The sequence below is a fragment of the Helicobacter pylori Shi112 genome (assembly GCF_000277405.1).
In the GTDB taxonomy this organism is placed as follows: domain Bacteria; phylum Campylobacterota; class Campylobacteria; order Campylobacterales; family Helicobacteraceae; genus Helicobacter; species Helicobacter pylori_C.
This window is the reverse complement of record NC_017741.1, coordinates 1,005,275-1,026,741: the sequence shown is the minus strand read 5'-3', so window position 1 is coordinate 1,026,741 and position 21,467 is coordinate 1,005,275. Positions and strand designations below refer to the sequence as shown.

Annotated in this window: 20 protein-coding genes, 1 tRNA gene and 1 pseudogene; 17 read left to right on the top strand and 5 right to left on the bottom strand. The window is 38.5% G+C overall.

From position 1 onward, the window contains the following. Position 1 precedes the first annotated feature (1 nt). The 14 genes and pseudogenes from HPSH112_RS04930 to HPSH112_RS04865 all read left to right on the top strand — a co-directional run bounded on the left by HPSH112_RS04930 (position 2) and on the right by HPSH112_RS04865 (position 14,782). Complete coding sequence (locus tag HPSH112_RS04930; RefSeq protein WP_000880304.1) at positions 2–283, top strand: DUF3240 family protein; 282 nt, start codon at positions 2–4, stop codon at positions 281–283. A 67-nt stretch (positions 284–350) separates the two neighbouring features. Then, positions 351–638: a virulence factor gene (locus tag HPSH112_RS04925; RefSeq protein WP_000271449.1), complete on the top strand. Its 288-nt coding sequence runs from the start codon at positions 351–353 to the stop codon at positions 636–638. Positions 639–836: 198 nt separating this feature from the next. Beyond that, positions 837–2,483: pseudogene (locus HPSH112_RS08785) on the top strand (dynamin family protein). Between the two features lies 1 nt (position 2,484). Then, entirely contained in the window at positions 2,485–4,827 is a 2,343-nt protein-coding gene (locus HPSH112_RS04915) for a dynamin family protein (RefSeq protein ID WP_000993661.1), read from the top strand. Further along, positions 4,827–7,067 carry a dynamin family protein gene (locus HPSH112_RS04910; protein ID WP_000513318.1) on the top strand — a complete coding sequence of 747 codons (2,241 nt, stop codon included), beginning with the start codon at positions 4,827–4,829 and terminating at the stop codon, positions 7,065–7,067. The genes HPSH112_RS04915 and HPSH112_RS04910 overlap by 1 nt, the downstream gene beginning before the upstream one ends. 320 nt (positions 7,068–7,387) lie before the next feature. Next, on the top strand, positions 7,388–8,326 hold the full coding sequence (locus HPSH112_RS04905) for an NAD(P)H-dependent glycerol-3-phosphate dehydrogenase (RefSeq protein ID WP_000401707.1): 939 nt from the start codon (positions 7,388–7,390) through the stop codon (positions 8,324–8,326). A 13-nt stretch (positions 8,327–8,339) separates the two neighbouring features. Further along, complete coding sequence (glyQ, locus tag HPSH112_RS04900) at positions 8,340–9,236, top strand: glycine--tRNA ligase subunit alpha (protein ID WP_001150909.1); 897 nt, start codon at positions 8,340–8,342, stop codon at positions 9,234–9,236. Between the two features lies 1 nt (position 9,237). Next, the gene (locus HPSH112_RS04895; RefSeq protein WP_001229705.1) at positions 9,238–9,969 is read left to right on the top strand and encodes a GTP cyclohydrolase I; all 732 of its coding nucleotides are present in this window, start codon (positions 9,238–9,240) and stop codon (positions 9,967–9,969) included. Positions 9,970–9,978: 9 nt separating this feature from the next. Then, on the top strand, positions 9,979–10,731 hold the full coding sequence (locus HPSH112_RS04890; RefSeq protein ID WP_001091743.1) for a zinc ribbon domain-containing protein: 753 nt from the start codon (positions 9,979–9,981) through the stop codon (positions 10,729–10,731). Beyond that, positions 10,732–11,913, top strand: a complete 1,182-nt coding sequence (gene waaA, locus HPSH112_RS04885) for a lipid IV(A) 3-deoxy-D-manno-octulosonic acid transferase (protein WP_000472192.1) — start codon at positions 10,732–10,734, stop codon at positions 11,911–11,913. A 16-nt stretch (positions 11,914–11,929) separates the two neighbouring features. After that, the gene (locus tag HPSH112_RS04880; RefSeq protein ID WP_000409608.1) at positions 11,930–12,658 is read left to right on the top strand and encodes an RluA family pseudouridine synthase; all 729 of its coding nucleotides are present in this window, start codon (positions 11,930–11,932) and stop codon (positions 12,656–12,658) included. A 9-nt stretch (positions 12,659–12,667) separates the two neighbouring features. Then, positions 12,668–13,522 carry a prolipoprotein diacylglyceryl transferase gene (lgt, locus tag HPSH112_RS04875; protein WP_000995099.1) on the top strand — a complete coding sequence of 285 codons (855 nt, stop codon included), beginning with the start codon at positions 12,668–12,670 and terminating at the stop codon, positions 13,520–13,522. Then, on the top strand, positions 13,519–14,151 hold the full coding sequence (rdxA, locus tag HPSH112_RS04870) for an oxygen-insensitive NAD(P)H-dependent oxidoreductase RdxA (protein WP_000670101.1): 633 nt from the start codon (positions 13,519–13,521) through the stop codon (positions 14,149–14,151). Before lgt ends, rdxA begins: the two co-directional genes overlap by 4 nt. A gap of 64 nt (positions 14,152–14,215) precedes the next feature. Continuing rightward, positions 14,216–14,782 (top strand): hypothetical protein, encoded by a 567-nt coding sequence (locus HPSH112_RS04865; RefSeq protein WP_000476671.1) that lies wholly within the window; start codon positions 14,216–14,218, stop codon positions 14,780–14,782. 2 nt (positions 14,783–14,784) lie between these two features. On the opposite strand, the gene HPSH112_RS04860 is transcribed toward HPSH112_RS04865, so the two are convergent. Both HPSH112_RS04860 and recO read right to left on the bottom strand, forming a co-directional pair. Further along, positions 14,785–15,441 (bottom strand): nicotinamide-nucleotide amidohydrolase family protein, encoded by a 657-nt coding sequence (locus HPSH112_RS04860; protein ID WP_000669207.1) that lies wholly within the window; start codon positions 15,439–15,441, stop codon positions 14,785–14,787. A gap of 10 nt (positions 15,442–15,451) precedes the next feature. Next, on the bottom strand, positions 15,452–16,066 hold the full coding sequence (recO, locus tag HPSH112_RS04855; RefSeq protein WP_014534432.1) for a recombination protein RecO: 615 nt from the start codon (positions 16,064–16,066) through the stop codon (positions 15,452–15,454). 80 nt (positions 16,067–16,146) lie between these two features. Here recO and accD point away from each other — a divergent pair, with 80 nt between their 5' ends. Genes accD through HPSH112_RS04840 form a run of 3 tightly spaced genes read left to right on the top strand, consistent with a single transcriptional unit; the run spans position 16,147 to position 18,505 of the window. Further along, positions 16,147–17,016, top strand: a complete 870-nt coding sequence (gene accD / locus HPSH112_RS04850; protein WP_000505031.1) for an acetyl-CoA carboxylase, carboxyltransferase subunit beta — start codon at positions 16,147–16,149, stop codon at positions 17,014–17,016. Between the two features lie 13 nt (positions 17,017–17,029). Further along, entirely contained in the window at positions 17,030–17,482 is a 453-nt protein-coding gene (rlmH, locus tag HPSH112_RS04845) for a 23S rRNA (pseudouridine(1915)-N(3))-methyltransferase RlmH (protein ID WP_001203873.1), read from the top strand. 9 nt (positions 17,483–17,491) lie between these two features. After that, complete coding sequence (locus HPSH112_RS04840) at positions 17,492–18,505, top strand: LapA family protein (protein WP_001213525.1); 1,014 nt, start codon at positions 17,492–17,494, stop codon at positions 18,503–18,505. Positions 18,506–19,081: 576 nt separating this feature from the next. Here the strand turns inward: HPSH112_RS04840 and HPSH112_RS04830 are convergent. The 3 genes from HPSH112_RS04830 to HPSH112_RS04820 all read right to left on the bottom strand — a co-directional run bounded on the left by HPSH112_RS04830 (position 19,082) and on the right by HPSH112_RS04820 (position 21,461). Next, on the bottom strand, positions 19,082–19,444 hold the full coding sequence (locus HPSH112_RS04830; RefSeq protein WP_014662263.1) for a hypothetical protein: 363 nt from the start codon (positions 19,442–19,444) through the stop codon (positions 19,082–19,084). A gap of 313 nt (positions 19,445–19,757) precedes the next feature. Continuing rightward, the gene (locus HPSH112_RS04825; RefSeq protein ID WP_000524348.1) at positions 19,758–21,248 is read right to left on the bottom strand and encodes a Na+/H+ antiporter NhaC family protein; all 1,491 of its coding nucleotides are present in this window, start codon (positions 21,246–21,248) and stop codon (positions 19,758–19,760) included. 125 nt (positions 21,249–21,373) lie between these two features. Continuing rightward, positions 21,374–21,461 (bottom strand) — tRNA-Ser (locus HPSH112_RS04820). Positions 21,462–21,467 lie beyond the last annotated feature (6 nt).

The window sequence follows — 21,467 nt, the reverse complement described above, 5'->3', positions numbered from 1 at the left end:
CATGCTCGCTTTAGAAATTTATATTGATATTTGTTTGAAAGACGCTTTAATAGATTATTTGTTTGAAAAAGGCTTTGATGATTTTTTTTATGTGGAATGCTATAAATACGCCGCTTCTTCTTTGCTTTTAAGCCAAAAAGAGCAGGTGAGTGGGCGCAAGGATTACGCTAAATTCAAGCTTTTTTTAAGCGATGAGATCGCTTTATCTCTAGCAAAAGCGCTAAAAAATCAGTTCGCTTCCAAAGAAATGAAATTGTTTTATTCGCAAACGCATGGGTTGTAAAACGCATGCGCTAATCAAACGGATTTCAGTAAAATATGCTATAACACAAACTGATAAAGGAGTGAAGATGTATGCTGTAACCTTTGATCTTGACACCAATTGCCTGAACGAAAACGCAGTGAATCTCTCAAAAGTTCATTCGGATATTCGTAAGTTCATGGAGCAACATGGCTTTAAATGGCAACAAGGCAGCGTGTATTTTGGCGATGAGACCATCAACGCCGTTACTTGCGTTGCCACGGTGCAAATTTTAGCCAAGCAGATACCAAGCTTTGCGATCTGTGTTAAAGATGTGAGGATGCTAAAAATAGAAGAAAACAACGATTTAATGCCAGCTATCAAAATTGTTTTGTGAAATTGAGTATAATAAGAGCCGTATAAATTGTGTTAGGAATTTGTAATGATTGTTATTCTTAAAAATTCGCCTTCTCTCTCTCTCTCTAGTCAGCCGCTTTATCTTTTCACCCCCATATAAACCCACACCCATATAAACCTTTTTTGGGGATTTTTGCATCTTGTTTGGATTTTAGATTTTAATTATAAAGGATTGATGATGGTTTTACGTGCACAGACGAATTTTGTGAAGTTTTTAGAACAGGTTTTAGAAGTTTTAAAAGAAGTAGAGATTGATAAAAAAGAATGTTCCACGCTTTTAAGCAAGCATTCAAAAACAACAGCTTGTGATACCCGTTGTGGGGAATTTTAGTGCAGGGAAAAGCACGCTATTGAACCGCTTTAAAGAGCGTTTTGCCTACCGCTATCACGCCAGAGACTTCTTTAGCCACAGAGTTGCACTATAGCGCCAATGAACGCATAGAAGCTTTTTCAAACAATGATGAAAAAGCAGAAAGTTTTGAACTGAATGAGCAAAGTTTTGAGATTATTAAAGAAAATGCGCCTAAGTATTCCTACCTTAAGGTTTATTTGAATAATGAAGCTTTGAAAAACAGCGCTCCTTTAGTGTTTGTGGATATGCCAAGCTTTGATAGCCCTATTTCAAGCCACACCCATGCCATTTTGGAATATTTAGAAAGAGGCGTGCATTTTGTCATTCTCACAAGCGCAGAAGAGAGCAGTCTCACTAAACGCATGGTTAGGGAATTAAAAAACCTTTTAGAGTTTGACAAAGGTCTTAGTTTTATTTTGAGTAAAACGAATTTAAGAACGCCTTCGCAAGTAGAAGAAATCTCTCACTATATTATTCAAGATCAAATCCAAGATCACCTTGATTTGACAACGCATCTTATTTATTCTGATAAAGACAATAACGCTCTTTTAGAAGTAGCGGATAAAATAGACGCTGAAAAGCTTTTTAGCTCTTTGTATTTGGAACGATTGAAGTTTTTAAATTCCTAGTTACAAAACAGCCTAAAAAGCGTGATTAAAAGCTTTGATTACTCTAAAGAAAAGGCTTTAGAAGAGATCGAAGCTTTGGATTTGGGCGTTAAAGGCATTGAAAAAACCTATGAAAAATTAAGGGCTAATTTAGAAGAAGAGTATTCTAGCGTGGCTGTGGGATCTGTGGTTAAAAAAGTAATAGAATATGTAAGGGAGCAAAAACCTTATTTAGCCTCTTTAATCAACAAGCCTGACGAGCTTAATAGCGAAATAGAAAGCGTCATGCAACAAAGCTTGATCAAAAACGCTAAATTAGAGATTGAAAAAACCAACCTTTCCTTTTTAAAAGATTTCCATGCGGAATTTGAAAGCTTGAACAACACGCAAGCTTCCTAGCGATTTGTCTGTGAATTTAGAGCGTGGGATTGAATTAGGGATCAACGCTTTAAGCTTGTTTCTATCCAAGAATCCGGTTACAAGACCATTCGCGCTGATTTTACAAGAGTTAAAACCTCTTTTAAAAGATTTACTGCCATTGTTGCCCAATATCATTGCTTCATTCTTTAGGAATGAAGAAAAAGAGCGCTCGAAATTAGAAAATCTGATTGAAATCAAAGTGATACCAGAGGTTCAACACAGCCTTAAAAAAGTTTTACCAGGCTTGTTTAATGAGGCTTTGGAAAATTCCCTAAAATCTTTAAAAGATTAGTGCGAATTAGAAATCACGCATAAAAAACAAGAAATCGCGCTCGCGCAAAAAGAAAAAGAGAAACACCTAAACGATCTAGAAGCGCAAAAACAAATTTTAGAAAATAAGATCAACGCTTTAAGCGGTTTAGAACAACAATATTTAAAGTATTAAAATGAACGCTCAAGAACTCATTCAAAAAAGCGCTTTAATTGAAAAAGTGATAGAAAAACAAGGCTTGCAAGAAAAAGACGGGCCTTTTATCAGCGAAAACGCTGTGATTAAAACAGAAGAGTTAGAGAAAACGCTAAAGGGCATGCAAGCTGAAAATAGGGGGCTTAAAGTCGGCATTATTGGGCGCGTGAAAGCGGGTAAAAGCTCGCTCTTAAACGCTTTGATTTTTGAGGGAAAAGAGGTTTTACCCAAAGCAGCAACGCCCATGACTGCTAGCCTTACTATTTTAAAATACGCTCAAAGTCTGAGTGTTGAGGCGCAGTTTTATGACGAACAAGACATTGAAGAGCTCAAAAGAGATCATGAGAGGTATGAAGAGAAATTCAAAGAAATCGTTAGCGAAGAAGTCAAAAAGCTTGAAGAGAAGCAACAAGGTCTTTTGAATAGGGCTAAAGAATGGAAACAAGCAGCAATAGGTATGGTTCGCAGAAACAAAAGCGATGAAAAAGCGCCCAAACAGAAAATCTTGAGTTCTGAAGAAATACGAGAAAGAGCTCAAAAAATTGCCGAAACCAAGTTAAAAGATACAAGGCTTAAGGCATCGCACGATCAATACGAAAAAATGAAAAAAAGTGGTATCAAACATGGTCATCTAGATCCGCATATCCATGCCAAGAGCTTGGAGAATCTCAGTAAGACTTTAAAAGATTATGTGAGCCCAGAGGGAAAATACACGCCATACACCAATGCGGTGCAAATTTCTTTGAATAACCCCAACCTTAAAAATTTAGAAATCATTGACACCCCGGGCGTGAACGATCCGATTGTCTCAAGAGAGGCACGCACCAAAGCCTTGTTGAAAGAATGCGATGTGGTGTTTGTGATAAGCCCTTCCAATCAGTTTTTAACGGATAGCGACATGGATTTGTTTGACAGGGTTTCTAAGAAAGAAGGCATTCAGAGGGTTTATTTTGTGGCGAGTCAAGCAGACTCTGCTGTCTGCACTCCCAGTGAAGTGGAAAACTCTCGCCACCACCTCCCCACAGCCTTAGAAAATGTGCAAAAGATCCTTTCATCTTCCCTCAATGCGACCATGAGTTTGTTGAAGAAAAAATACCCCCATCAACAAGAGATCTTTGAAAGCGCGATCAAAAACGGCGTCATTTTGACTTCAGGGATTTGCTACAGCATGTATAAGGATTTCAAAAACCAAGCTTCTTGGGAAAGAGAAAAAGAAGAGTATCAGCTCGCATGGGAGAATTTGACAAACGATTACCCTGACGCTTTCAGTAGCGGTGATAAATCTAAAGAAAATTTACTGCTCTTAAGCAATATGGGTGCGATTAAAGAGCGTTTAGAAGAAGCCGCCAAAGAAAAAGAAAACATTATTTCTCAAAGACTGCAAGAATACCTAAAAGCTCAAGCCGACAACCTCTCTTTATTAGTGGCAAACCTCTTGGAAGAATTGGAGTCAGAAAAAGACAGGATCAAAAACGCCGATCTGAAGAAGATTTCTGAGCAGTTAAAAGAGTATGACAAACTCGCTAATGAAATCAAAGACAAATCCCATGAAGCGTATAGGGAATACACAGGAGAGTTATTGGAGAGTATTAGAAAGAGTCTGAATAGCGATCTGGAAAAATTCATAAAAGCGGCTAAAAATAGCGCTACAAGAGAAAAAGAAGAAAAGACAGAGTATTACACCGAGAGAGTGAAGCAAGATGGCTTTTTTGGAGATGTTAAAGGTTTTTTTGGCGATCTTTTTGGTGAAAAGAGTTGGGGCTATGATGAGGTTGAGTGCTCAAGAGAAATAACGATTGTCAAAGCCGGAGCGGTGGTGGATTATTTGGAAGAGATGAACAGAGAATGCCAAGAAATTTTGAACAAGAGCGTCAGAACTTTTGAGAGCGATTTTAGAAAAGGAATTTATCAAAAGGTCTTTCCCGTCTTGCGTGGAATCATCCATGATGATAGTTTGATTGATGAGAGAGAGCTCAAAAAGAGCGTGGATGCCGTTACGGATAAGATCAAATTTAAAAAGTTTGATTACGCTGACAAGCTTCCTAAAAAGGTAGCAAACGCCACCGGTATGTTAAAAGATGATGACGCTATTGAGTTTATGAGCACTGCAGAACGCTATGTGAGGGATTTCACAAGGAAAGCCCATGACGATGCGGATACTTATGTGGATGGTTTGAGAAAAAATTTATTGGGACAAAATTTTGGCAGCAATCTGATTTCAAAATTGGTAGAAAGTGCAAAAGACTTGAAAAAGCAAGCTGAAAACCAACAAGAATCGCTCGCTCAAATAGAGAAACAAATCAAAGCTTTAAAGGAGATCTAATGGGTATTGTGGGTATTGATTGGTTTAAAAATTTAAAAAGTTCTGAAGATTTGGAAGCTCACGAAAATGAGAGCCACGATTCAGAGCTGGAGCGTTTGAAGAAGCAACATGGCGTGATCGTGCGCGTTTTAAACGCCAAAATTGAAAATGAAGGGTTAGCAGAATACCAGCGCATCTTGGATAACGAGTTTTTGGCGTTCTCTAATGAAGTGGAGTTCAAAGAGCAGGCGGTGGCGCTGCGCACCCTCCAAGAGCTTGGTAACGAATTGCAATTAGTAGCGAGCTACCCTAGTTTGTTTCAAAAGAGCATGGTTGCGGTGGGGGGAGGTTTTAGCGCGGGCAAATCCAGCTTTTTGAACCATTTACTGGGGTTAAAGCTCCCCATAGGACTTGATAAAACCACAGCGATTCCCACTTATTGCTTGAAGGGTGAGAGAGAAGTTTTGATGGGGCACTCTCAAAATGGAGGCGTGGTGGAGCTGCCTGATTTTTCTTTTGACCATAAGACCCTAAACGCCTTTGACTTTGACCTTAAGAGCATCATGCCTTTCATGATCTTGAGCGCCCCACTGCCCTTCAAACACTTATGCTTCATAGACACGCCTGGCTATAACCCCTCCAATCAAGGCTATACGGGTGGGGACAGACAAGCCTCTGAAGAATACCTTGCGAACGCCAAATACATTCTGTGGGTCATTGACTGCCAGCATGGGACAATTCAGAGCGATGATTTAGACTATTTGCAAGAATTATACGAAGAACACGGTAAGCAAGTTTTTATCGTGTTGAATAAGGCTGACATGAAGACAAAAAACGATTTAGAAAAAATCGCTACCAATATCAGAGAAATTTTAGAAGATAAGGGCGTAGAGATTTATGGGATTGGCACTCATAGCTCTGAAGACCATGAAAGGAGCAAAGAAATCAATGAAAACAGCTCCATTTTCACGCCGCTTGAGGGATTCTTGCGCTCTTTGGACAAAAGGAGCGAAAAACAAAAAGAAATTTTAAGCGTTTTATACAATGTGCGTTTGGCGTATGAAAAGGCTATCAAAGAAGATCTGAGCAAGTTCAAACGCTATCAGAAAGAGTTGCGTTCTCTCGAGCTGGATCTGATGCAAAAAGGATTTGATGATTTCGGCAACAAAATTTTTGGGAGGATTGAGACTTTAAAGAGGGAGTTTTCCCAAAAAGAACGAGCCAAGCAAGAGAGTTTGGAGCGGTTGGAAGAAGTGATGGATCTGTTCAAAAAGAGCATTGATAAAGTTTTTGATCGTGTGAGTGCTTATACTTGGGAAAAATACAAAGAAGAAAACGATGATGAAGAGGACGATGAAGAAAACTACCAGGAGTTTGAAGAGATCAAAAAAATGGTGTTGGATTGTAGGGATTGCGCTTTGTTTGGTTTGGATTGCTATGATCTGAATAAAAAACAAATCAAAGAAGCAAGAGAGGAAATAGATTCTTGTAATGAACTGCTCCAGCTAGACTATTCTTTACAAAACTTGTCAAGGCTTAGGGAATTTAAAGAAAAAGAAGAAGAGGATGAAGACTATCAAGAGTTCTTAAACGATGAGGAGTTTCAAAACGGTTTGCGAGAGTGGAGGGATTTAAGAAACACACCGGAAGAAACAAACCGCCGGGAGTTTGAAGAGATCAAAAAAATGGTGTTGTATTTTAGGGATCGCAGCATGTATTATTTGGAGTGTTATGATTTGAGCCAAGAAGAGATCCAAAAAGTAAGAGAGAGCATGGATTATGATAATAAATTGCTCCAACTAGACTATTCTTTAAAAAACTTGTCAATACTTAAAGGATACAAAGAAAGAAACAATGAAGTTTATCAAGAATGCTTGAATGATAGCGAGTTTCAAAACGGTTTGCGAGAGTGGAGGGATTTAAGAAACACACCGGAAGAAACAAACCGCCGGGAGTTTGAAGAGATCAAAAAAATGGTGCTGTTTTACAAGGAGTTCAACATGTATGGTATAGACTCTTGGGATTTGAGCCAAGAAGAAATCCGAGAACACAGAGAGCGAATAGAATATCACAACGAACTGCTCGAATCGGAATTTTCTTTGGGGAATTTGCTAAGACTTAAGGGCTTTAAAGAAGCAAATGAGAGAGGTTATCAAGAATGGTTAAATGATAGCGAGTTTCAAAACGAGTTGCGAAAGTGGAGAAATGGCGAAAAGCCAGGTTTTTTTGAAAGTCTTTTTAATGATTTGTTTGGCAAATAAGAAAACAGCAATTAAGATTTAAAAATGCTAAAAGCATTTTTTACAATCAAAATAAAAGAGCTTGCGAAAAGCAAGCGGTAGCTTTTAAAAAGCGGTTTTCTTGGGTGGTTTTTAGTTGTAGGGGGGAATGGTTTCAAAATACCCTCTATCCCCTTAAAAATGAGCTTAAAACAAAGTAATTAAAACCCCATTTTTTAAAATTTAAAAAATTTTTTAAACTACTCTATTTTTAATCAAAGACAGCGTTTTGAATGTAAGGGCTATTTTAAACTTATTATTGTAAAATGGTGAGTTTTACAATCAATGAGATTAGGAATTTAATGGAAATTGCAGTATTTGGTGGCGGGGCGTGGGGGAGGGCTTTAGCCTTTGCTTTTGGAGAAAAGAATGAAGTCAAAATCATTTCAAGGCGCGATCTAAACGAGCCGTTAAAAAAGCTCAATGACGCTTTGATTTCTAAAGGTTCTGCCCCCATAGAGCAAGTGGATTTACAAAGAGGCTTGAAAGCAGCGCTCTATGTCATCGCTATTAGCGTGCAGCATCTAAGGGAATGGTTTCAAAACGCTTCTTTACCCAAAAACGCTAAGGTTTTAATCGCTTCTAAAGGGATAGAGGTTTTAAACAGGGCGTTTGTGAGCGAGATCGCAAAGGATTTTATCGATCCTAATTCTTTGTGTTTTTTAGCGGGTCCGAGTTTTGCGGCTGAAATCATTCAAGGCCTGCCTTGCGCGTTAGTCATTCATTCTAATAATCAGGCTTTAGCGCTAGAATTTGCCAATAAAACCCCCTCTTTTATCAGAGCCTACGCCCAACAAGACATCATAGGGGGTGAAATCGCTGGCGCGTATAAAAATGTGATAGCCATTGCTGGGGGGGTTTGTGATGGCTTGAAATTAGGCAATAGCGCTAAAGCGAGTTTATTGTCTAGGGGTTTGGTGGAAATGCAACGCTTTGGGGCGTTCTTTGGGGGCAAGACGGAGACTTTTTTAGGGCTTTCTGGGGCTGGGGATTTGTTTTTAACCGCTAATTCTATTTTATCTAGGAATTATCGTGTGGGTTTGGGGTTAGCCCAAAACAAGCCTTTAGAGGTGGTTTTAGAAGAATTAGGCGAAGTGGCTGAAGGGGTGAAAACGACCAACGCCATTGTGGAAATCGCTAGAAAATACGGCATTTATACGCCCATTGCGAGCGAATTAGCCTTGCTTTTAAGGGGTAAGAGTGTGCTAGAGAGCATGAACGATTTGATCAGACGCGCTTAAAAGGAAAGAGAGCATGCAAGATTTTTCAAGTTTATTATTAAAATTACAGGAGTATTGGAAGAATCAAGGCTGTTTGGTGATCCAACCTTATGATATTCCTGCAGGAGCTGGGACATTCCACCCGGCCACGCTTTTAAGGAGTTTGGATAAAAAGCCGTGGAATGTGGCGTATGTCGCGCCCTCTAGAAGGCCTACTGATGGGCGTTATGGGGAAAACCCTAACCGCTTGGGGAGTTATTACCAATTCCAAGTGGTCATCAAGCCAAGCCCTTCTAATATCCAAGAACTCTATTTAAAAAGCTTAGAAGTGTTAGGGATAAACCTTAATGAGCATGATATACGATTTGTAGAAGACAATTGGGAGAGTCCGACTTTGGGGGCATGGGGACTTGGCTGGGAAGTGTGGCTTGATGGCATGGAAGTTACGCAATTCACTTATTTCCAGCAAGTGGGGGGCATTGCTTGTAACCCTATCCCTGTAGAAATCACTTACGGCTTAGAAAGATTAGCGATGTATGTCCAAAAAGTGGAAAATATCCTAGAGATTGAATGGGCTAAAAAAGATCATGACAGCGTGAATTACGCGCAAGTGCATTTAGAAAGCGAATACGAATTTAGCAAGTATCATTTTGAAATAGCGAGCGTGAAAAGGCTGTTAGAAATGTTTAAAAACGCTCAAGCCGAAGCCTTGCATTGCTTGGAAAACAAGCTCCCGCTACCGGCTTATGATTTTGTGATGCTATGCTCGCATTTTTTCAATATTTTAGACGCCAGAAAAGCGATTTCGGTGGCTGAAAGGCAAAATTATATTTTACAAATCAGGGATTTGGCAAAAGGGTGCGCCATTCTTTATAAAGAGCAAGAAGAAGAGAGGGAAGAGCGTTTAAAAAACGCTTTAACAAAGGCTTAAAATGGCGTTAGTTAAGGAAGTGTTGGAAGTTTTAGAGCGCATTTCGCCTTTTGAACTTCAAGAATCATGGGATAATAGCGGGTTGAATGTGGGGAGTGAAAACCATGAGTTTAGCCAGATTATTGCATGCTTAGAAATCACGCTTAAAATCGCTCTAAACGCTCCCAAAAACGCCCTAATCATCACGCACCACCCTTTAATTTTCAAGCCCTTAAAAACGCTTAATGATGAGGCTTATCCGGGTAATATTTTAAAAATTTTAATCCAAAAAAACATTTCAGTCATCAGCATGCACACGAATTTTGACAAAACGCATTTAAACAAGCATTTCGCTAGCGTGCTTTTAGGGTTTGATGGCTTGATGGAAAAAGGCCTTATGTTAGTGAAAGAAAACGCTAATATAGAATTTGATGCGTTGGTAAAAAAAATCAAATCTTCTTTAGGGGTGGGATTATTGGCGTGTGTCAAAAGTTCTCCAATCATTAAAGATTTAGCGTTTGTGTGCGGATCGGGAGCGTCCATGTTCTCTTCTTTAAAAGCGCAAAGCTGTTTGGTTACAGGCGATGTGAAATACCATGACGCTATGATCGCTCAATCTTTAGGGATAAGCTTGATTGACGCCACGCATTATTATAGCGAAAGGGGTTTTGCGCTGATTGTGGCTGAAATTTTGCATTCTTTCAATTATTTGGTTACAATAGAGAATTTTAAAAACCCCTTGCAAATCATTTAAAGGAAAGCGATGAACACCCATCTCAAACAATTGATTGAAATTTCGCATTTGGATAAAGAAATTGACTCCTTAGAGCCATTGATCAGAGAAAAACGCAAAGACTTGGATAAAGCCTTGAATGATAAAGAAGCTAAAAATAAAGCGATTTTGAATTTAGAAGAGGAAAAATTAGCCCTAAAATTACAGGTTTCTAAAAACGAGCAAACCTTACAAGACGCAAACGCTAAAATCGCCAGCATCCAAAAGAAAATGAGCGAGATCAAATCCGAAAGGGAATTGCGCTCTTTAAACATTGAAGAAGATATTGCTAAAGAGCGATCCAACCAGGCCAACAGAGAAATTGAAAACCTGCAAAATGAAATCAAGCACAAAAGCGAAAAACAAGAGGATTTGAAAAAAGAAATGCTAGAGCTTGAAAAATTGGCGTTGGAATTGGAAAGCTTAGTGGAAAACGAAGTCAAAAACATCAAAGAAACCCAACAAATCATCTTTAAAAAGAAAGAAGATCTCGTGGAAAAAACCGAGCCTAAAATCTATAGCTTTTATGAAAGGATTAGAAGATGGGCGAAAAACACGAGCATTGTAACGATCAAAAAACAGGCTTGTGGGGGTTGTTTTATTAGATTGAACGATAAGATTTATACTGAAGTGCTAACGAGTGGGGATATGATCACTTGCCCGTATTGCGGGCGTATTTTATACGCTGAGGACGCGTATGAAAACAGCGCTCAACCTCCAAAAGAAAGCCAAGAATTAGTTTGATTGTTTAAGTTTTTCTACCTTTTATTTTTAACTTTGGGGCATCTTCTTGGTGCGCCTTTCATCTTTTTTTGGAGTTTTAAAGAAAAATACCGCCATTCTTTGAAAGCTCGTTTTTTTCTCAAAGACAATCTTTTAAAAAGCGAGCCGGTTTTTTGGTTTCATGCATGCTCTTATGGGGAGGTCAAATCCTTAGAGCCAATCATTCAAGCTTTAAAAGAGCCGATTTTAATTAGCGTTACCACTAATACCGGTTTTGAATTAGCCGCTCAAACTTACCAGAATTTGGAGCATATAGAAGTGCGTTACTTGCCTTTTGAAACCCTATTATTTGCATGGAAAAAAAATTTAAAACGCTTAAAAACTTTGGTGGTTACAGAAGCGGAATTGTGGTTTAATGTGTTTGATACGGCTCAAAAATTAGGGGCAAAAACCATGCTCATTAACGCTCGCATCAGCATTCGTTCTTACCCTAAATACCAGCGTTTTTCTTTTTTTTATGTACTTTTATTCAAACGCATTGATTTGGTTTTAGCGCAAAGCAAGGACGATAAAAAGCGCTTGTTGAATCTAGGGGCAAAAAAAGTGGTGGATTTTTTGAATATCAAGCGTTTTTCAAAGCCTGTAACCGCTTCGTTTTACCCTAAAAACCCAAGCGCTTTAAACATTGTTTTAGCCAGCACGCATGAGAGTGAGGAGGAATTAGGGTTAAAAGCGTTCTTGGAGTTCAAAAAGACGCATAAAAACGCAAGGCTTTTTGTCGTGCCGCGCCACCCTGAGCGTTTTAAAAGCGTGCAAAATTTATTGCAAGACGCTTTAAAAACGACTCGTTTTAGTTGGGAGTGTTTTTCTTCAAAGGGTTTTGTGGAATGCGATATTTTGTTAGTGGATCGCTTGGGGGAATTGAATAACTTCTATCAAATCGCAGATATTGTCATTTTAGGGGGTTCGTTTGTCAAAATGGGGGGGCATAACCCTTTAGAGCCGGCGTTTTTTAATGCACGCTTGATCACAGGGGAGTATATTTTCAACCAAGTAGCGTTGTTTGAATTAATCAAGCCTTATAAAATCGTTCAAAAAGAGGATTTGTTAGACGCTCTTTTAGATTACAAAAATTTAGGCGTGGCGCGTTTTTTAGAAAACGGGCATGATTTAAACGAATTGCTCGCCTTCATTAAACATTAAAAGGATAAGGATAAACATGGAAAAAGCTTATAAAATATTGAGCGTTCAAGAAAACATTTCGCATAAAAAAGCCAAAGCTTTGATTGATTTGGGGTTAGTGAGTGTAGGGGGGAAGAAATTGATGGTTGCTAGAAAAGAATTACCTAAAAACACGCATTTTAGCGTCCAAAAGGTTGAAAAACCCAGCGTGATTTTTGAAGATGAAAACATTCTAGCCCTTTTTAAACCTCCCTTTATAGAGAGCTATGATCTGGTTTCTTTTTTCAAAGGTTGGGTTTTGTTGCACCGCTTGGATAAAGAAACAAGCGGGGTGATTTTATTGGTGAAAGAAAATTCAGAATTCCACTTAAAAGCTAAAAAGGCTTTTAAAGACAGGGCGGTTAAAAAGGAGTATTTAGCGCTCGCTCAAGGCATTATAGAAGAAGAGCAAGAAATTAACGCTCCCATTCTTACGATTAAAACCACTAAAGCTTTCAGTAAAATCTCTAAAAAAGGGCAAGAAGCGGTTACGATAATCACGCCTTTAAAAATCATCAACAAAAAAACCCTTTTAAAAGTGGGAATCAAAACCGGAAGAACGCATCAAATCAGAGTCCATTTAAAGCACATCAACCACCCCATTATAGGCGATACGCTTTATAATAATGAGCCAAGTTCAGCCAAACGCTTGATGCTCCATGCGCATAAAATCGCGCTACTAGGGTATGAATTTGAAGCGATCCCCCCTAAAGAATTTGAATTTTAAGGATTGATCATGAACGCTTGGAATACGATTTATGATCAATTTAACCCTATCGCTTTTAGTCTTGGCAGTATTGAAGTGCATTGGTATGGTTTGGCGTATGCGTGCGCGATTGTTACCGCTTTTTATATGGCGTTAAGAATGATCCAAAAAGACCCCAAGCGATTCCCCATTGAAAGGAAGGAATTTGAGAGTTATTTTCTATGGGCGGAGCTTGGCATTGTGCTAGGGGCAAGGGTAGGATACATTCTTATTTATGAGCCTAATTCCAGCTATTATTTGACGCATTTTTGGCAAATCTTTAACCCTTTTGATAGCAATGGGGATTTTGTAGGCATTCGTGGGATGAGCTATCATGGGGGGTTGGTGGGGTTTTTGATCGCTTCGTATCTTTATAGCCGTAAAGATCTAAAAAAGCTTTTGATTTATTTGGATTTGATTGCGATTAGCCTGCCTTTGGGGTATGTTTTTGGGAGGATTGGGAATTTTTTAAACCAGGAGCTTGTGGGGAGGATTGTCCCCAAAGACAGCCATTTAGGGCAAATCATAGGCATTATGGTGGGTAATGAATTGCGCTATCCCAGCCAATTGATTGAAGCGTTTTTAGAGGGGGTTATCGTGTTTTTAATGGTAATGTGGGCTAAAAAACACACCAAAACGCATGGGTTGCTTATTGTGGTTTATGGCTTGGGGTATTCCTTGATGCGCTTTATTGCGGAATTTTACAGAGAGCCAGATAGCCAGATGGGGGTTTATTTTTTGAATTTGAGCATGGGGCAGATTTTAAGCTTGCTTATGGTAATTGTTTCGTTAGGGATTTTATTGTATGCTACGAAAAATTCTAAAAAAATAAAGGGAAATCAATGAAATTTTTGGATCAAGAAAAAAGAAGACAATTATTAAACGAGCGCCATTCTTGCAAGATGTTTGATAGCCATTACGAGTTCTCTAGCGAAGAATTAGAAGAAATCGCTGAAATCGCCAGGCTATCGCCAAGCTCTTACAACACGCAGCCATGGCGTTTTGTGATGGTTACTAATAAGGATGTAAAAAAACAAATTGCAGCACACAGCTATTTTAATGGAGAAATGATTAAAAGCGCTTCAGCGTTAATGGTGGTATGCCCTTTAAGACCCAGCGAGTTGTTACCGCACAGCCACTACATGCAAAACCTCTATCCGGAGTCTTATAAAGTTAGAGTGATCCCGTCTTTTGCTCAAATGCTTGGCGTGAGATTCAACCACAGCATGCAAAAATTAGAAAGCTATATTTTAGAGCAATGCTATATCGCTGTGGGGCAAATTTGCATGGGCGTGAGCTTAATGGGATTGGATAGTTGCATTATTGGAGGCTTTGATCCTTTAAAAGTGGGCGAGATTTTAGAAGAGCGTATCAATAAGCCTAAAATCGCATGTTTGATCGCATTGGGTAAGAGGGTGGCAGAAGCGAGCCAAAAATCACGAAAATCAAAAGTTGATGCAATTACTTGGTTGTGATTAAACAAAATCAAAAACTTTTTAACTATAATCAAACCCAAATTAAAGTTTAAGGAGTGGCATTTTGTTTAAAAGAATGGTTTTAATCGCTCTTTTAGGGGTGTTTTCAAGCGTTTCATTAAGCGCTAAGAGTATTTTAAGAGATGATGGGATTTTAGTTTCTGATTTAAAGGGCATGAAATCAGAATTATCTGATGCTCCTGCTTGGGTTTTTGAAGACCCTAAAGTCCCCTATGAAGAAATGGGCGTGGCGTATATCCCTGTTAATAATAAATATTTAGGGATTGAGCAAGCGACTTTGAACGCTAAATTGAGCTTGATCGTGGTTTTTCATGAAATCATGATGAGGTATAAAAAACGCTTCATGGAGCAATTCCATGAGTCCGAGCAAACGACTACGAATATCAGCTACGCTATCTATAATTACCTAGCGACTAAGATTCAAGTGTCCGACACCTATACGAATTTAAAATCTGGGGTGGCTGTGGTGAAAATCAAGCTAGAGGGTTGCCAGATTGAGCAAATCAAAAGGTATTTAAAAGCGAGCGTTGAAAACCTTAATGATAATGAAATCGCTTACATCGCTAAGGTCGCTCAAAAAGAATTTGGTAGCGTTTGTGCATTAAGGTAGTTTTATAGCATTCTAGCGAGCATGTTTAGGGCATGCTCTACGCTTTTATTTTGGATGCTTTCTCTGTTCCCTTCAAAAAAACAGCGATCAATTAAAGCTTGAGATCCTAATTTTTGCGCACCAATATAAATCGTGCCTACAGGATTAGCCTTGCTCCCTCCATTAGGGCCAGCCACCCCACTTATCGCAAGCGCTAAATCCGCTTTAAAATTCAAAAACACGCCTAATAGCATTTCTTTCACGCATTCTTCGCTATAAACCCCAAAGACTTTTAAAGTCGTGGCATTGACTTTCAATAATTCGCGCTTAACCTCTTCATTGTAACACACAACACCTCCCATAAAAACCGCTGAAGCCCCGCTAATGGAAGTGAATGCATGCGATAATAACCCCCCAGAGCAGCTTTCAGCCACCGCAATTTTTAAACCTAAAGATTTCAAGCGCTCTATTAAAGCGTTTGCGCTTTTTTGATGGTCGTCTAATTCCACAATATTGGAGCTAAAAAGCGTTTTAAGATAGATTCTTGCTTGTTTGATATTCTCGCCTTTTAATTCAATGCAATCTTTTTTGACTTGAGCGAGAATGTCCAATCGTTTCAATTCTTTTTCAATCAAAATAAAACCGCTCTCATTATCCATATTCAAAAATTTAAATTTCATTTTTAACCTTTCAAAACCCTAAATTCAGCGTGCGCCATAATTCTTCCACTTCTTCTATTTCTAAATCAATCGTGCTTTGAGTGCGAAAAAAAGCTTGGATTTTTTCTAAATTCAGGCTTTTAGTTTTCAAACAAGAGGGGTGTGCTAGAATAAACCCTTGCGCTAAAGCGACAGAACGCTCTAATTTTGCATCGCATAAAAAACAAGAATTGTAACTTTGCAAGCGCCCTTCAAAATTCAAAAGCGTGGCATACATTTCTAAAATCACTCTTAAGGGGTGCTGTTTGGCGAGTTTGTTAGCCCCATCATCTAAAGTGTCAAAATAGATACTATCCAAAGAATGCACGCCTTCTAAATGCTTGAACAAGAGGGCGCAAAAGCGTTGCCAAAAAAACAAGCGCTCCATTTCTCTTTCCCAAAGATAGCCTAAATGCAAAATATTCCTTAACTTGGGTAAAAATTTATCATCGTTTTCTTCTTCAAAATCAATTTTACGCCCCACATTCAGCACGCTATGGCGTTTGCCATAGAAACGATAGAGGGTTTTGAGCTGGTTTTTGGTTAAAACGCGCACGATCAAATCTTCATCCCTTATGCTTTGTGTTTGTAAAAGAAACCCTTGCATCACTACTCTTAAGCTAATTTTGTTTATTATAAGCAAAACTTGGATACAATCCTAACAAAACTGCAAAATTAAGGAAAAACATGGGATTTGCAGATTTCTTTAAAAATTTTAAGATCAATAAATTGCGGACAGCACCAAGTAAGGAAGAACAGCCAAACCATTGGGTGAAATGCCCTAAATGTTATGCGTTAATGTATCATAAAGAAGTGTTTAGTAAATACAGCGTGTGCTTGAAATGCCATTACCATTTCCGCATGAAGGCGGCTGAAAGGATTGAATTTCTGTGCGATGTGGGGAGTTTTGAAGAGTTTGACAAGCACTTACGGCCTAATGACCCTTTAAATTTCGTGGATAAAGAGAGCTATAAACAACGCATTAAAAAATACGAAAAAAGGACTAACCGCCCAAGTTCAGTGATCAGCGGTGAGGCTAAAATCAACCGCATGCCTTTGCAGATCGTGGTGTTTGATTTCAGCTTTATGGGGGGGAGTTTAGGCTCTGTGGAGGGAGAAAAGATTGTAAGAGCGATCAATCGCGCGGTCGCTAAAAGAGAAGCGTTATTGATTGTTTCAGCGAGTGGGGGGGCTAGGATGCAAGAATCCACTTATTCGCTCATGCAAATGGCTAAAACGAGCGCGGCTTTGAACCGATTGAGTGAGGCCAAACTCCCTTTTATTTCGCTCTTAAGCGATCCCACTTATGGGGGCGTTAGCGCGTCTTTTGCCTTTTTAGGGGATCTCATTATCGCAGAGCCTGGGGCGATGATAGGTTTTGCAGGGCCTAGGGTGATTAAGCAAACTATAGGGGCGGATTTGCCTGAGGGCTTTCAAACAGCGGAATTTTTGTTAGAGCATGGCTTGATTGATATGATTGTGCATAGGAAGGATTTGAAAAAAACTTTGAGCGATTTGATCGCTATGATGATGCATAAAACTTCAAAGATTTTTTAAAGTTTTAATACTGATGCGTTGCGTGGTGTATTCTATCGCTAAAAGTTCGCCTTTAGAGTTAGTGAAAATCTATCAAAAGCAATGCAAGCAATTTGATTGCGAGCTGGAATTAGTGGATTTATTCCCTAAAAATACCGCCAACGCTCAAAAAGTTTCTAAAGAACTCGCTCAAAAAAGCTATTCTCTAGCCTTTGAGCCGTATTTAAACCCTAAGGCAAAAAATATTGCCTTACACCCTAAAGCTCAAAGGGGCGATAGCTTTGCGTTTAGTAAAATGTTAGAAAATCATCTTAATATTAATTTTTTTATCGCTGGAGCGTATGGGTTTGAAGAAAATTTTTTAAAGGATTGTCAAGCTTGGAGTTTGAGCGAGATGACTTTTAGCCATGAAGTGGCTAAAATTGTCTTATGCGAGCAAATCTATAGGGCTTTAAGCATTATTTTTAAGCATCCATACCATAAATAGGAGGTGCGCATGCGTTTTTACATTATCTTTACATTTTTGTTCATTGTGGGTTTTGGCGTGTTTGTTTATAGCATCGATCCGCAAGTTTATGCCTTCAATTTAGGGAGCTACAGCTTTAATTTTCCCATTGCCGTATGGCTTATGGGCGTTTTGGGCATGTTCGCTTTTTTTTCATGGGTTTTTTTATTCAAGCACAATCTCAGCCATAAAATCCGCTTATACCATGAAAAAAGGGATTTTGACAAATTGCTCAAACAAATCCTGTCTCAAGACACTCAAAAGACTTTTTTAAAAACGAAATTTAAAAGCGATCTCGCTAAAAACCTCTCTCAAATCTTAGCCCGCTATGATTTAAAGGCTGATTTAAACACGCCAAATAGCGGGTGCGAAAAAGTGGATAACCTTTTTAAGCACTACCACAATATAGAAAATAACACCCTTGAACCTAAAGATCACGCTAAGCACTCTCTGGCTTATGATCATGCTTATTTTTCTAAACGCTTGAAAGCTTTCATCCATAACGATTTGAAAAACGCCTTTGAAGTTTTAACAAACGCGCAAATCCCTTTGGAATTACGACGCTACGCTTTTATAGAAATCGCCCAAAAAGGCAGCAAAAAAGAGGTTTTAAATGCTTTGAATGCGATGCAAGATAACCTAGATAAAGAATGCGTGAAGTCTTTTTTAAAAGCCTTTTTTGAAAAATCTTTAAACACAGACACTTTAAAGATTTCAGAGCTCTGCAAAAGGGTGGGTTATGACAAGAATGATTATTTAAAGCTCGCGCAAAAAGCGCAAAAATTTCTTGTCCCTGATCAATGGTTCCAATTTTTTGAGATTTTAAGCCAAGAAGACGATAAGGCGCAAAAAGCCTTTTTATTCGTGTTGTTAGAATTAGAAATGAACGATCTCGCTAAGGAGCATCTAATGGCTTTACCTTTTGAAGAATACATGCTCTTAAACGCTTACATGGATTTGAAACAAGAGCATAAAAAAGCCTATAAATTAGAAGCGTTTTTGTAGGGGGTTTGTTTTGCTTCAACTTTAGGGCAGATTAGATGATTGCAAAGAGATCAATCATCAAGGAATGGGCTAATTGAGTCGCTTTTAGTGCCAAATGATAAGAGGAAAGAGAGTGATGCTTTTAAACCTAAACTAATCCTAAAAAGAAACAACTAAAGCCAAAAATACGCTATAACCCACCATAAAAAGTTTTAGACCCGTATTTGATAAAAACAAAAGCCTTTTTATTTTCTTCTATGAATTTTTATCAACATTTTGAAAATACCCCACTCAATCAATGTGAGAGCGCCCCTTTCTAAAGAAAGGAGCTTCCTAACTAACATTGAACGCTAACACGAAAGGCTCTTTAAAGTCTGCATGGATATTTCCTACCCTATAAAAGACTAGGGGGATTTTAACCTCTTTTAGCCTAACGGCTATGCGCTTGCATCTTGCGACCTAAAAGACAGAGTTTTTCGCGCTAGTGGGATAAAAAATCCTAAGAAGATTAAAAAAAGGCTAAAAAATAAATTTGTGTTTTTAAAAGATGATAAGAAAAAGATGATAAGGGTATTAAAGAATACCCCAAATAACGCTTTAAAAACGCACCACCATAGTGGCCATGTATGAGCCTGATTTGAAGTTGCTAGGAGCGCCTTCAGGCAATTTGATATGGACATATTTTTGACAACCATTGATCGCTTTTTCATAATTTTTAGTAAAAGAATGATGATGGCGGTTTTCCAAAGGCCCTTTCATGTGTTTGCTCATTAACGCAGAATGTTTCAATTTGACAAAGAGAAGCAAGTTTTCACCGAACAATGATTTCATCGTGAAAGCGAACGCTCGTTTGTAAAATGTCCGTTTGTCAATATCAATCCCAATAATCCCACTTCCAGCCGAATAGACTAAAGGTTTTGAATGCAATCTCAGATCATCGCCACTCAAAACGCTCAACAAAATCCCTAAACTTATTAGTGTCCTAACCCCCATTTTCTTTCCTTAAGATATAACATTATCCGTATATTTAACAGATAAGGAAATTTAACTTAAAACACCTTAACGATTGGTTAAAAAATTAAAAAAAATGTATTTTTTTAAAAAGCGTTACTCTTTAGGAATTTGTGAAGATTTTTATAATTGGTGGTTATTTTTGAATAACTTTTTTTAATTGATTGATAATGAAATAAGACTCTTTATTAGTCCAATATGGATCGCTCAAACCTTATTTTAATTTTAAAAAATGGGATTTTTAAGCTTTTCTTAAGAATATTTAGGTTTTTAGATTTTCACCATAAAATTTTTTTAAAAGATAAAACACCCCCACAAGCAAAGCCACACCGATTACAAGCGCGAGCGAGCGCGAATGCATAAAACTTGCCACCCCTAAACTCACTGCGCTACAAAGCATCGCTATAGTCGCATAAGGGAATTGTGTGATGAAATGGCTTTGCACCGAACACCCTGCCCCCGTAGCCGATAGTATAGTCGTGTCAGAAATGGGGCTTGTGTGATCGCCATAAACCGCACCTGAGAGGATCGCTGAAACAATCAAAATAATATCGCTCTCATGGGCCATGCCCGCTCCAATGGGAAGCATGATCGCAAACGCCCCCCAGCTTGTGCCGGTAGAAAAAGCGATAAACCCAGAGATTAAAAAAAAGATTAAAGGCATATACACGCCTCCCCCACTATTTAAAAACTCCTTGCTAATGCGGGCCAAGTAAAGCCCTGTTTGAGCGTCATCTCTAATCACAGGCCCAATAGCCCAAGCGAGCGTTAAGACTAGTATTGCTGGTCCCACACTTTTAAAGCCATCCAACATGAGTTTAAAAAAGCTCCCTTTTTCTAAAAACTTATAAGCTAAAAGATAAGTAACAATGAGCGAAAACAGCCCTCCATAAAAGAGCGAAAAACTCGCATCGGTGTTTTTTAAGATCACTGCGGTATAAAAAATCAATGATGAAATGGACACAATCAATAATAAAATAGAAAGGGGTAACAAACTCAAGGGGGCTAGTTTTGAAAGGCTTTCTTCTTGTTCGCTATAAAAATCCTTCACGCCTATGTTTTGATACTTTCTCATGCTAGGGAGATTGATTTGCCATAAAATAGTGAGAAAGACTGCAATGAGCGCAAAAATCGCATAATAATTACTGCTTAAGCTTTGGACAAGCACCGAAAAACTATCTTTTAATAAGGGCGAGCTGTCGTTATTCATGATTCCCATAATATATGCCCCCCAGCTAGAAATGGGGACTAATAAGCACACCGGCGCTGAAGTGGAGTCTATGATATAAGCCAAGCGCTCTCGTGTGGAGTTATGAGCGTCGTTTAAAGACTTTGAGATTTGCCCCACGGTCAGGGCGTTAAAATAATCATCTACAAAAATAATGATGCCTGAAAAAAAGGCGATAAATTCAGGGGTTTTAGCGTTTTTAGAGTATTTTTTAGCTTTTTTGACAAAGTTTTGCACGCTACCGGATTTTAAAATCACTTGGCTTAAAATGCCCAAAAAGATTAAAAACCCAAAAACATAGAGGTTGGAAAGATTGAAATGAAGCCCCTTTTCTGGCTCATAAGTGTAAAAAACGGAAGTGATTTTATGATAAATATATTCTACAAGTTGAGAAAGGTGTAAAGAATGCATTAAAACAGCGCTCACTAAAATGCCTACAAACAACGAGAGCGCAACTCTTTTAGTGAAAACCACCATTAAAATAACGCTGAAAGGAACAATGAGGCTTAACGCTGACAATCCCACCGAATAAAATCCTTTAAACTAATCTTTAAATTTCAATTAAAAGAGACAATCAATATTCACAAAATTCTTTGTTAAAAGAAGAGATGAATTTGCCAAAACAAATCGCTTAAAAGATTTTAATCAAGTGGCCGGGAGAGAGGGATTCGAACCCCCGGAGGTATGACCCTCAACGGTTTTCAAGACCGCCGCTTTCAACCACTCAGCCATCTCCCGCTATTT

What these genes read in the sequence shown, in the direction of transcription:
- HPSH112_RS04915 (WP_000993661.1), top strand. Translation starts at nt 2,485, where the DNA reads ATGAACGCTCAAGAACTCATTCAAAAAAGCGCTTTAATTGAAAAAGTG.
- HPSH112_RS04925 (WP_000271449.1), top strand. Translation starts at nt 351, where the DNA reads ATGTATGCTGTAACCTTTGATCTTGACACCAATTGCCTGAACGAAAAC.
- HPSH112_RS04840 (WP_001213525.1), top strand. Translation starts at nt 17,492, where the DNA reads ATGCGTTTTTACATTATCTTTACATTTTTGTTCATTGTGGGTTTTGGC.
- HPSH112_RS04895 (WP_001229705.1), top strand. Translation starts at nt 9,238, where the DNA reads ATGGCGTTAGTTAAGGAAGTGTTGGAAGTTTTAGAGCGCATTTCGCCT.
- glyQ (WP_001150909.1), top strand. Translation starts at nt 8,340, where the DNA reads ATGCAAGATTTTTCAAGTTTATTATTAAAATTACAGGAGTATTGGAAG.
- recO (WP_014534432.1), bottom strand. Translation starts at nt 16,066, where the DNA reads ATGCAAGGGTTTCTTTTACAAACACAAAGCATAAGGGATGAAGATTTG.
- HPSH112_RS04890 (WP_001091743.1), top strand. Translation starts at nt 9,979, where the DNA reads ATGAACACCCATCTCAAACAATTGATTGAAATTTCGCATTTGGATAAA.
- rdxA (WP_000670101.1), top strand. Translation starts at nt 13,519, where the DNA reads ATGAAATTTTTGGATCAAGAAAAAAGAAGACAATTATTAAACGAGCGC.
- HPSH112_RS04860 (WP_000669207.1), bottom strand. Translation starts at nt 15,441, where the DNA reads ATGAAATTTAAATTTTTGAATATGGATAATGAGAGCGGTTTTATTTTG.
- lgt (WP_000995099.1), top strand. Translation starts at nt 12,668, where the DNA reads ATGAACGCTTGGAATACGATTTATGATCAATTTAACCCTATCGCTTTT.
- HPSH112_RS04930 (WP_000880304.1), top strand. Translation starts at nt 2, where the DNA reads ATGCTCGCTTTAGAAATTTATATTGATATTTGTTTGAAAGACGCTTTA.
- accD (WP_000505031.1), top strand. Translation starts at nt 16,147, where the DNA reads ATGGGATTTGCAGATTTCTTTAAAAATTTTAAGATCAATAAATTGCGG.
- rlmH (WP_001203873.1), top strand. Translation starts at nt 17,030, where the DNA reads ATGCGTTGCGTGGTGTATTCTATCGCTAAAAGTTCGCCTTTAGAGTTA.
- HPSH112_RS04880 (WP_000409608.1), top strand. Translation starts at nt 11,930, where the DNA reads ATGGAAAAAGCTTATAAAATATTGAGCGTTCAAGAAAACATTTCGCAT.
- HPSH112_RS04905 (WP_000401707.1), top strand. Translation starts at nt 7,388, where the DNA reads ATGGAAATTGCAGTATTTGGTGGCGGGGCGTGGGGGAGGGCTTTAGCC.
- HPSH112_RS04910 (WP_000513318.1), top strand. Translation starts at nt 4,827, where the DNA reads ATGGGTATTGTGGGTATTGATTGGTTTAAAAATTTAAAAAGTTCTGAA.